Annotated in this window: 9 protein-coding genes; 6 read left to right on the top strand and 3 right to left on the bottom strand. The window is 49.6% G+C overall.

The features are described from left to right. The first annotated feature begins 107 nt into the window (after positions 1–107). From gltX to FWE06_08235, 4 genes are all read left to right on the top strand, one after another. The gene (gene gltX / locus FWE06_08220; GenBank protein ID MCL2547155.1) at positions 108–1,688 is read left to right on the top strand and encodes a glutamate--tRNA ligase; all 1,581 of its coding nucleotides are present in this window, start codon (positions 108–110) and stop codon (positions 1,686–1,688) included. Between the two features lie 87 nt (positions 1,689–1,775). Further along, positions 1,776–3,452 carry a glutamine--tRNA ligase/YqeY domain fusion protein gene (locus tag FWE06_08225; protein MCL2547156.1) on the top strand — a complete coding sequence of 559 codons (1,677 nt, stop codon included), beginning with the start codon at positions 1,776–1,778 and terminating at the stop codon, positions 3,450–3,452. A gap of 12 nt (positions 3,453–3,464) precedes the next feature. Then, complete coding sequence (locus tag FWE06_08230; protein MCL2547157.1) at positions 3,465–4,001, top strand: GNAT family N-acetyltransferase; 537 nt, start codon at positions 3,465–3,467, stop codon at positions 3,999–4,001. Between the two features lie 20 nt (positions 4,002–4,021). After that, positions 4,022–4,342, top strand: a complete 321-nt coding sequence (locus FWE06_08235) for an SH3 domain-containing protein (GenBank protein ID MCL2547158.1) — start codon at positions 4,022–4,024, stop codon at positions 4,340–4,342. Positions 4,343–4,585: 243 nt separating this feature from the next. Here the strand turns inward: FWE06_08235 and FWE06_08240 are convergent, their stop codons facing one another. Then, entirely contained in the window at positions 4,586–4,732 is a 147-nt protein-coding gene (locus FWE06_08240; GenBank protein ID MCL2547159.1) for a hypothetical protein, read from the bottom strand. A gap of 144 nt (positions 4,733–4,876) precedes the next feature. Between FWE06_08240 and FWE06_08245 the strand changes: the two genes are divergently transcribed. Then, positions 4,877–6,394 carry a DUF3794 domain-containing protein gene (locus FWE06_08245; GenBank protein ID MCL2547160.1) on the top strand — a complete coding sequence of 506 codons (1,518 nt, stop codon included), beginning with the start codon at positions 4,877–4,879 and terminating at the stop codon, positions 6,392–6,394. 40 nt (positions 6,395–6,434) lie between these two features. Here the strand turns inward: FWE06_08245 and FWE06_08250 are convergent, their stop codons facing one another. Continuing rightward, on the bottom strand, positions 6,435–6,896 hold the full coding sequence (locus tag FWE06_08250; GenBank protein ID MCL2547161.1) for a tRNA (cytidine(34)-2'-O)-methyltransferase: 462 nt from the start codon (positions 6,894–6,896) through the stop codon (positions 6,435–6,437). Between the two features lie 8 nt (positions 6,897–6,904). Further along, positions 6,905–7,303 carry a rhodanese-like domain-containing protein gene (locus tag FWE06_08255; GenBank protein MCL2547162.1) on the bottom strand — a complete coding sequence of 133 codons (399 nt, stop codon included), beginning with the start codon at positions 7,301–7,303 and terminating at the stop codon, positions 6,905–6,907. A 223-nt stretch (positions 7,304–7,526) separates the two neighbouring features. Here FWE06_08255 and FWE06_08260 point away from each other — a divergent pair. Then, on the top strand, positions 7,527–11,964 hold a 4,438-nt coding region (locus tag FWE06_08260), incomplete at its 3' end, for a PHP domain-containing protein (protein ID MCL2547163.1).

Raw genomic sequence — 11,964 nt, forward strand, 5'->3', positions numbered from 1 at the left:
AAGTTGGCTCATTGAGCAAGTCTTTTTTTCGTTTAGCAAGAGGTGCGTTTTTGTAACTTGAAAAAATCACCTCTATGGGTTATACTATCCACTAGAGGTGATTTTTTATGAACACACACGATTTAGCCACCCTACTCTTCTCTGACATCACAGCTACTCCCGCCGATATCGAAACACGATATCCGCCGCGTAACTTGCTCGGCGGTGCTTGCGTAACACGCTTTGCGCCCAGCCCAACGGGCTTCTTGCATTTTGGCGCGTTATACAGTGCAACCATCGATGTTCTGCTGGCTAAGCAAAGTAAAGGGATTTGCTACCTACGCATTGAGGACACCGATGCCACACGGACTGTCGAGAATGGCGAAGCTCTTTTGGTGCAAGGTTTAGCCGATTTCGGTGTTATTTTTGACGAAACGCCCAACACGCCGGATAAATACGCTCCCTATCGCCAAACAGACCGCAAGGACATTTATCAAACCATTGCCAAACAATTGGTTTGCGACGGCAAGGCGTATCCCTGCTTTTGCACGTCTGGAGAGCTTTCCGCCAAACGCGAGGAGCAAACCAAGCAGAAGCTCAACCCCGGCTATTATGGCGCGTGGGCGACCTGCCGTGCGTGTGATTTTGAAACGGTTTCACAGCATTTGAAAGACGGTTTGCCGTGGGTTTTACGGTTGCGAGCAAGCGGCGCAGCATATGATAGTAAGTTCCGAGATTTAGCTAAGGGCGAGGTGTCCATTACACCCAACGACCAAGATATTGTCCTGCTGAAAAGTGACGGAATCCCGACTTATCATTTCGCCCATGTCTGTGACGACCATTTTATGCGAACGACGCACGTTGTACGCGGCGAGGAATGGCTACCGTCACTGCCGATACATCTTGAATTATTTGCCGTGCTGGGCTGGCAGCGTCCCGAGTACATTCACCACGCACAAGTCATGAAACTCGACAACGGCGGAAAACGCAAGCTGTCAAAGCGCCAGGACCCCGAAGCCGATATGCGCTATTTCAAAAAGTCAGGCTATCCCGTTCCGGCGGTGCGTGAATATGTTATGACGCTGCTGTTCTCGGATTTTGAAGAATGGCGATCAAATCATCTATCTGCGCCGTTAGATGACTTCGAAGTGCGCATCAATAAATTGAGCGCATCGGGCGCACTGTTTGACATAGCAAAACTCAACGATATTTCTAAGAACATCATCGCCGCTATGTCAGCGGAAGAAGCTTACACGCAACTGCTAACATGGGCACAAGAATTCGCGCCGGAATTCGCCGAATGTTTGCGGCGCGACGAGCAAGCCAGCGTCGCCATGCTCAACATCGGGCGCGGCGGAGAAAAACCGCGTAAGGATTTAACTGTTTGGCAAGATGCTGTGAGTTATTTAGAATTTTTCTTTGACGACTGCTTTGTTATGCATGACGAATTTTCCGCAAAGATTGCACCGGACGTGCGACAGAAAATTTTACAAACTACTGCGGCACAACTTGATTTGACGTTGGACAAGCCAACTTGGTTCGACAACATGAAAGCACTCGCTGCCGAAATGGAAATTGTGAAAATCGCCGACTTTATGGCAGTTATCCGTATCGCCGTCTGTGGGCGGCAAAACGCGCCGGATTTGTATAGCGTGATGCAAGTGTTAGGCAAAGACCGTGTTATCAAAAGATTGCAAAACGCAATGTAGGGGCGGCATCTTCCGCCCGACTATACCTCCCCACCACTTTCCAAAACAGGCGAACACAGTTCGCCCCTACAAAGAAGGAGGCAAACCATGCCTGAACAAAAAAAAATCCACCATTTTATCACCGACATCATCGAATCCGACCTTGCCGCCGGGCGCGTCGATACCATTCAAACGCGTTTCCCGCCCGAGCCGAACGGCTATCTGCACATCGGCAGCGCCAAGGCCATTTGGATCAACTACACCGCCGCCAAGCAATACGGCGGCAAATTTAATCTACGCTACGATGACACTAATCCGGTTAAAGAGGACGACGAATACGTTCGCGCCATCGAAGAAGACGTACGTTGGCTGGGCGCAACGCCTGACGCGATTCTATTCGGCTCGGATTACTTTGACCAATGCTATCAATACGCCGAGCAATTGATAGAGAAAGGGCTTGCCTTTGTCTGCGACTTAACGCAAGAGGAAATGTCACAAACACGCGGCACGCACACTACACCCGGCACAGAAAGTCCGTACAAAAGCCGCAGCATTGAAGAAAATCTCGACCTGTTCCGCCGTATGAAAGCCGGTGAATTCGCCGACGGCGCACAGACTTTGCGCGCCAAAATTGATATGGCATCACCCAACTTTTCATTGCGCGACCCCGTTATCTACCGCATTTTGCACGCGTCACACCACCGCCAAGGCGACAAGTGGTGCATCTATCCCATGTACGACTTCGCGCACCCATTGCAAGATGCCATCGAAAATGTAACGCATTCATGCTGCACACTCGAATTTGATAACAACCGCGCATTATACGACTGGTTTTTAGATAGTCTCGACTTCAAGCCTCGCCCCACAGGCGACGGTCGCCCGTATCAATATGAGTTTGCCAAACTGGCTATCAGCCATACTGTCATGGGCAAACGACACTTGATTAAGATGGTGAAGAACGGGCTGGTTGACGGTTGGGACGACCCGCGTATGCCGACATTGAGCGGCCTGCGCCGCCGCGGTGTTACACCAACCGCAATCTTTGACTTCATTGAGCGTTCAGGCGTGAGCAAAGCGATTTCTATGGCCGACATTGCGCTGTTTGATTACTGTGTTACCGAAGAACTCAACGCCACGGCACAACGACGTGTGGCAGTGCTTGACCCGCTGTTGGTTGAGATTACAAATTTGCCCGACGATATTAATAAATTTGATTTTACCATGTCGAACTTACCCGGCAATGAAGCCGCGGGCAAGCGCCCATTGCCATTCAGCAAGCACATCTACATCGAACGCGGTGATTTCATGCTCGAACCGCAAGGTAAATTCCACCGCCTAAAACCCGACGGCGAAGTGCGCCTGATGAACGCTTTTTTGATGCGCTGTCAAGAAGTTATCATTGATAACAACGGCGAAGTTGAAAAACTGCGCTGCACCGTCGATTTGGAAACAAGCAACGGTATGCCTGTCGACGGTCGTAAAGTCAAAGGCACAATTCACTGGATTAGTGTCGACCATGCTGTTGACGCGGAATTGCGACTTTTTAGCCATCTGTTCACGCCTGAAAACGCTACAAACGAGTTAAACGATGACAATTTAGCCGAATTGATTAACCCGGAATCGCGTATTGTTGTTCCGACAGCCAAGGTTGAGCCTTGCGTAGCGACCGCCAACGTCGGCGAACGGTTCCAATTTGTGCGGACGGGATATTTTACAAAGGACAGTAAAGATGACGGCATATTTAACCGTATTGCGCCGTTGAAGAGCGGGTATAAACCGACGTAATTTGGCAAAAACATGAACAAACTTACACTTATCAAACCAAATTTGTCACATTTTGATGAAATTGCTGCGATGCGCGATGAAATTTTGGCGTATGACGAAGAACAGCATATAAACGGCAGTAGTGGCTTGCAGAGTTATGACGATATCACAGATTGGCTTAATGTGCTGCCGTTATATGAACATCGCGAAACGGTGCCGAATTCCAACCATGTTGTAAGTGAGCAATATTTACTCGTACGCGAAGGTGAAAGCCGTATTCTCGGTATGATTGCTTTGCGTCATTATCTTAACGATGCACTCATCGAACATGGCGGACATATCGGCTATTCGGTGCGTCCAAACGAACGGCGCAAAGGTTACGCCAAAGCCATGCTATCGCTTTGCCTCGAGAAAGCGCACGAAATCGGTATTGACCGCGTTATGCTAGATTGCAATGTCAACAACATAGCTAGCCGCCGCACAATTTTAGCTTGCGGCGGACGTTTTGAACAGAAATCAAAGTGCGATGGCTTTGAGCAATATTGGATTGACTGTACAAGCACATCATAAAACAAACAGGAGTTAACATTATGCGCGTAAAAACCATCAAAAACCACCCGGGTGAGGGTGATTTTCCTATATTTATGGCAGGAACAGCTGTCAACAGAACCGGCGAAAATTGCACGCATTACCTGCACTGGTACCCTTGCGACATTGACGGTCACAACACGTATGTGCCGGAATGCTTCGTTGTTGACGGCAAACTCGCCCGCGACTATAATCCTACCGAGTTGGTAGCAAGCGCGGGCGATATTCTTGATGTACTGGAAATTGTACACGCTTGGCTCGTGGCAAGGAATCAAGATGGTGTTATTGGCTGGATTCCTGCCGAGGTTGTCATCAGCGCATAAACGATGATGTTTATTGGGTCATATTGCGCAATGTATATTATGGTCTTATGCACACTATCTGCATCGACATTGTCCGCGTCGGTCGTGTCCGCAACGACAAACAACTTTTGGCCCAATGTGCGGCCGGCAATGATTTCCACGACAACGATTCCTGCGGACAATCAATGGTACAAGCATCCGCGAAATGCATGATGGACAGCGATATGTTCTGATTCTCATGTTTTTCTCTCCTTTTTATTAACTTTAACGCCGGCAATTCCATTGCCATACACAAACGCTTGCAATCACGATCAACAATAATGTTATCGCAAACGGTAAAATCAACGCCAACAACAACCCGGCAATCAGCGCAATGGCAAATAACACCAACACACATGGACGGCAGTACATAATGGCAATCACCTCCGACAATTACTTCATCTTATGCGCAAAATTAAGAGCTTGACAATCCTTTCACGTGGCATAAGCTCTTCTTGTCCTTCATATACTCCACTGAAAACAGATTAGCAACATCACAGAGTAAAGGGGTATATCATGGAACTCAAAAAGCAACTTTATCGGTATTTTCGCCCGATCTACACTGCAACTTTACAAAAAGAAGAGAGTGGTGACGCCATTGTGCCGGACAGCAACCCGGACATTCAGAACATTGTTATGACCTCCGGCATGGCGTGCCTTAAAGACAAATATGTCCGGGATGGACAACTCGAAGTCAGCGGCATTGTCAAAGCAACAGTGTTGTATATGCCGGATGGGCAGGATGTTTTACGCAAACTGGAAGTCAACCTGCCATTTAATCACACCATTGAACACACCGACATCAACAGTGACGTCATCGCCAATGCTGTGCCAACCGTCATCAGCGCAGAAACTCGCATGCTCAACCCTCGCAAGGTGCAAGTTACTGTCGCATTGGCGGTTTCCGTGGATGTTATGGCAAGCGACGATTGCGAAGTCAGCAGCGGTGTAGAAGACGAGGACAACGTGCTACAAACACTCACGCAAACACAAACAGCATGTATGCTTGTTTCCTTACGTGAAAAAGACTTTACTGTCAGCGATGAAATCGAATTACCGGCAAGCAAACCACCGATTGACGAACTCTTGCTCGTCAACATCGTGCCGACAGTACACGAGGTCAAAGTCATCGGCAATAAGATGGTTTTCAAGGGCAGCGCGACGTTGTCCATTCTCTACACCACGCCCGACAGCGGCGCTGTTGCTTCATTTGATCAAGAGCTGCCGTTCTCACAAATTGTTGAAATGGAAGACTTGCAAGAAACTTGCGACAGCACAATAGACTTGCAGTTGGTCGGACTGGAAATCGACGTCCGCACCGGCATAAGCCTTGAAGCACGCGTGTTAGGCGTAACGCTACCCATGACGGCATTTGCCACAGCACGGCTGGAACGCCAAATTGAAACCTTAGCCGATGTCTACGCCACCAACCAAGACTGCCAGCTGCAACATGCCTCGTACACTTTCTCGCAAATCGGCGAACGGCAAGAACGCTATGTGCCGGTGCGTGAGCTCGTCGAAACAGGCATCGGCGTGCAAACGGTATATGACACACGCATTGTTCTGGGTACGCCGACGCTGCAACAGGGTGAAGGAAATACCATCGCTATGGTTGACGCGCACATTCGCATCCTATACAGCCATGACGATGGCGGCTTTGCCACAGCTACGCGACGCATGAGCATCCCCTGCCCCATTGACGGCGGTGATTGGAATGTCAGCGCTGCTTTAACTGCCGAAACCTCTTGCGCGGCAACACAGGAGGGCATGGAATTGCGTTTCGGCATCGATTTCACCTTAACCAAAACGGAGGAAGTAACCCTTAACACCATCGCATCGATCGAACTGACCCCCTTTGCCGAGGATAGCGCCCCTCGCCCATCCGTCGTCCTACGCCGCGCCCATACGAATGAACGCTTATGGAATATTGCCAAACACTACAAAACCACCATCGCCGATATTCAATCGGCGAACCAGCTAGAAGATGATATAATGATGACAAGTAAAATGCTGTTGATTCCAAAGAAACGGTAGATAATCAAAAAGCCCCTCTCACGAGGGGCTTTTCTTGTCGCTATGCCAATGTGTGAAACCCTGTCTGCCGTAATGTCTCATACAACACAACGGCCACAGCATTCGATAAATTCATGCTCCGCGCAGCGGGCAACATTGGGATTCGCAATAGTCTATCACGGTTTTCTTCCATTACTTCAAACGACAAGCCTGTCGTCTCTTTGCCAAAAATAAGGTGGTCGCCGGCTTGAAATGTCACATCGGTGTAGCACGTATCTCCCGGAGTGTCAAAATACCAGCGCTGACCAAGTATGGGTTGCGCCGCGTACTCTTCATAGCTATCGTGTACACACCAGTTGAGTTCTTGCCAATAATCCAAGCCCGCACGCTTGAGCGTTTTGTCATCGACATCAAAGCCCAATGGACGAACGAGATGCAATTTACTGCCCGTCACCATACAAGTACGCGCAATATTGCCCGTATTGGGCGGAATTTCGGGTTCCAAGAGAACAACGTGAAACATATTTCTCCTCACCCGCCAATCGTTTCATATACCCAATCAAGAATTCCGCCAAAATCATACACATCTGTATAACCAAGCGCCACTAATTCAGATGCAGCGACAGCACTTCGGCGTCCGCTTCGACAGTAGAGTAAAATAACAGCATTTTTGTCCGGCAATTCAGTCTCGGCTCGGCTCTTAATTTCATCGTATGGTATCAATATCGCACCATCAATGCGTCTTTCTTCAAATTCCGCATGAGTGCGCACGTCTAATACAATATAATTGTCAGACGTTGCCATGATTTCACGCGCTTCTGTACCGGAAATGGTTGTCCATCGAGGCTGCAAGTTACCCTCTCCTATCGAATCACTTGAACATGCTGCGAGTAGAGATAACAATCCTATTATAAATAATGTTTTTTTCATACTAAATGCCTCAGTTTCATCAGTTGTATACTCGGCACTTCAAAAGTCAACGCTCAAATTATACATTGTATTATATCACGCACCGTGATTATTTGCAAGTTGCATTGACCGCTAATTGACTTCTTGCTGCGATTATGATACATTAAAGGAAATGTCAAAACCTAGACGTATTGACACAACGGAGAACCCCCTAGTTTTTGACAAACTGAATGGAGGGCTTCAAATGAAACGCTATCTCAAGAAAACGCTTGCAACCATCCTTGCATTGGCAATGATACTTATCCTTGTGCCGGTTGTACCGGCCGCGGCATCCAGCACAGTTTACTATACACACACGTTTACAGCCAACCCGACAGTTGGCAATAATACGCTGAGCGGCCGTGTTTGGAATTTCAGCCTGGCTGCCACCGGTGTGCCCGAGACCGCCCGAGGCGTGCGCTTCCGTGTCGGCGAAGCGGCAGGTCAAACCGTGACAGTAGGCACGGCTGCGCCCGATGAACCTATTGCGCGAGTTAATATTGAAGCCGCCATCAGCGGCGGCGCAGCCAATGATACGACGTTGTCAGTCAGCATCGGCGGCTATCAAATCGATGAGGTCGTTACCCCGTCCGGACAAAACACAATGTTTCAATTTACCAACACCGAAGGACGCACCGGCGAAATCGTAATCACCATGAGCCGAGCCACGACGGGCAATCAGGACTCGTTCCTGCGCTCAATCACGATATACACCGCTGCAAACATGCCCACCGTCGGCATCTTTTATTCGCATACGCTGGCGGCTACACCGACAGCAGGCTATAATACGTTGGGTGACCTAGTTTGGCATTTCAACATGGCCGGCACAGCCGCCGTTGAAGGCGGCGCCAATGGCCGCGGCGCACGTTTCCTTGTCGGCGATAACAACCCGCAGGAATTGATTGTGAAAACAACGACAGCGATACCTGTTTCTCGCATCGGCATTGAAGCTGCTATGGGCGGCGGTGCTGCAAATGATACAACTCTATCTATCACCATCGGCGGGCAAGTGATTGTTGCCGATGAACCGTTGACCGGCAGCAACACCAATTACCGCTATGATGTAGATCACTTGACAGGCGAAGTTGTTATTACATTAAGAGCAACTGCCCCCGGCTTACAATCTTTTTTACGTTCCATCACGCTATATACCGGTGATTTGAGTAAACGGGGTCATCGAAGTGAGTATCACACGCATACATGGCGCTGCAATCACGCTGCTTTCGTGCCGGACGAAGCCTATGTACAAGCTGCCATCCGCAATGACTTTACCATCCTTGGCTTTGCCGACCATGCGTTACTTCCATGGATTTATTACGAAAACGGCGTTTGGGGCAGTTACCGCCTAATGGAAGATTACATCAGCTCTATTCGCTCTTTGCAGGAACAATTTGAAGATGACATCGATATCTATCTCGGCTTTGAAGCCGATTGGCATCCGACACTCTATCCCTATTATCGATGGCTGCTCGACAACGGCGTTGTCGATTATCTGGTTCTTACCCAGCATTTGTTTGGCTTCGAAGACACTTTCAATACATTCTACAATTTCGGCGCAAACAGCTTAGCGGCCGTGCGCCGTTATGCAGAATCGACGATTCAGGCAATGGAAACCGGTCTATTCCCTTATTTTGCACACGCCGATTATTTCATGATGTACATTCACGAGTGGTGCGACGCAGTTGAACACTACGCGCGGCAAGTTATTGAAACCGCATCGAGACTGGGCATCGCTTTGGAAATCAATCAAGGTGAATTAAACAATCCATCGCGGCCAATCGGCGGCCAAATGCGGACACGGTACCCATATCCGGCGTTTTGGAGCGTCGTGGCTGAACTCCAGCAAGACTATGCTGAAGGGCGGCGTGAACACGATGTTATCGCCGTCATTGGCGTAGACGCTCACGACCCCGGCTCTTTTAATGAAAATAGACGAACCAGAGCCATGACGTTTGCTGCCAACCTCGGCGTTACTGTCACGGAAGGCCGCCTATACAGCATCTATAGACGAACCCCAAACCCTGCTGTATGGTGCAGTGATACAAATACAATTTTACAACCATTTGTTATACCCGGCCGTGAGCCTTTGTCATACCGTCCTGCCAATCCGGCAGCGCAAACGCCGCTATTCAGCATCAATCCGGCGGATTACACGGCCACCACCATGGGAGTCGGCACGACCAGCACGATAACCACAGCCGCAGTAGATGCCAATTTAGGCGGCGGCATTATGTTCCACAATACCAACGGCTTGGCACCGAATGCTACATATATGTTCACGCAACCTATCAGCGCCCATTTGAATGACTTGATTCGGTTTGATATCGACACCCATCGAGTACACGCCAGCATCCAATTATTGCTTGAAACACCGGCAGGTCAACGCATAGCAGTACTTAATCCACACATCAAAGGCGTTAACTCACTGGACAGAGGTTCTGGCGAAATTCGACCTCACGCTCATATGGACGGATATTTCATCGTCCGTGAAATGAACGTCGGCGCAAGTTGGAGCCATGCAAGCGCAACATTTGGTAACGCACCTGTTGCCAATTATGCCAATACTGAAGGATATATCCAAATCAGCGGGCTTCGTGTCATCCCGGCTCGCGGTGAAGCTGCTTGCCTGCCTTGCAGCAGAGCCTATACTGCTGGCTTACTGCTCGAGCGCGTTTGTGGCCATCTCGGCGGCGGAACAGGTCGTGCCAACGCGTATATACACATCAAAGAGTTGGCGGTGGAAACTGTTACCGGCAATCGCAATATAGTCCCTGTAACCAGTATAGGCATTGAAGCTCCATCACGCAGTATTAGCATGATGGTCGGCCAAGAGCTGACATTATCAGCCGCGGTGTCACCGTCCTATGCCACCAATCCCGAAGTAACCTGGACATCTGATGATTCGTCCCGGGCAACTGTTGATGCCAATGGTCTGATAGCGGCTGTTTCTCCCGGCATCGTCATGATTTTGGCAGAAGCCGATGGCCGTACAGATGCAGTAGCCGTACACGTAACTCCTTTCGACCCAAGTCCTCGTGCCATGCAAGTACGTATCATCGGTACAGTTGCGGCCGGCGAAACGCTGAGTGCTGGCTACGAATTCTCTGACCCTGCCGATGTTGCCGAAGAAGGCAGCATCTTCCAATGGCAAATGTCAGATGGTACTGGATTTGTTGACATACCGGGTGCAACAGGCAACACATTTGTCGTAACTGAAGCTCAGCATTTCAGCAGAATACGTGTTGTCGTAACGCCGAGAAACGCCAATGGGATTTTGGGGAACCCCTTGACCTCAGAGGCATTCGGTCCGGTGCTGGCGCCCTGTACTTGTGACTGTGACCTTTGCATCGATTGCGAATGCTTAATCGACAGTCAAGATGGCCTTTGCGACTGCCACCTTGACATGACAGGTCTTTTTAACATTTTTAATTTCAGCGATACACTTTGGATGAGTGAACCTCACATGGTCGGTGCCGAAACCGCCGTATATGCCATACGAGTCGGCGGCGAATACAGATTCATCAATGTAGGCGGTCAATGGCCTCGAACCAACTTATTCCTTCCCGAAGTCATATCCATTCCACACACTAGCTGGAACAACTTGTATCTGTATTTTGACGTTACAGTAGAAACCGGCTCCAGCATCGTACTGTTCCATGGTGACACAGGATACTCCATAAACCGCTCCATCACTAACAACGTGGATGCAGCTAGCGGCGATTTACGAAGCGGCACATTTAGGGGTTCTATCTCTTTAGCAGACGTATTTTCCAATACGACGCAAGGTGCAAGTTTGACACCCTTCGCCGGTGACACTTTCAATCTGACGAATATGCGCATATTTGCCGTGAACGGCAATGTTATTTTCCGTGAGTTCCGCATTGCAGGGACAGATGACAGCGGCCTTGACCCGAATGTAGCCATTGACTTCGCCAACAAAACCTTAACGGGATTCACTGCTGACGGCAGTTACACCATTAACGGCACTGCCGTAACACCGACTGACGGCGTATTGCCACTCGCTGATGTGTGGTTCAACACAACAGTAACTATTGGTAATGCCGGCGGCACGCAAGAGTTGTTCATTCCCGCGCCTCCCACCGTGCCAACAGGCTTGACGGCCATTTCGACAAATGTTGTCGCTGAAAATAACGGACGCATTACCGGTGTGACCGACGCGATGGAGTTTAGTACAGACGGCGGCGACACTTGGACGCCTGTGACAGGCAATGAAATCACCAACCTGTCGCTCGGCGATGTGCTGGTGCGCGTGAGCGGTACGGCAACAGCATTTGCAAGTGCTGCGGCGACCGTAACAATTGAAGCCGGTCCATTAGTCGATACATGGGCAGAGGCCAAGGATGCACCAAACAGCTGGGCGATTGCCGATATGATTCGTACACGCCAACATGGCATTGTGGGGGATGCGTTGCCCGCAGGTGTGTTGTATCGCGAGGGCGCGCCGCGTTGGTTCATTGCCGAAGTATTGGCAAATTATATGGTTGTTTATACCGGCTTAGCAGATATTGACGCTGTGGTAGCCGCATGGCTGACAGAAGGCCATACGCCGTTTGCCACCGACTTTCCTGATGTCCCAGCCAATCATCCGCGGTATACTCAAATTATGGCGTTGGCAACCATGG

It is taken from the genome of Oscillospiraceae bacterium (assembly GCA_009780275.1).
Taxonomy (GTDB): domain Bacteria; phylum Bacillota; class Clostridia; order Oscillospirales; family UBA929; genus WRAI01.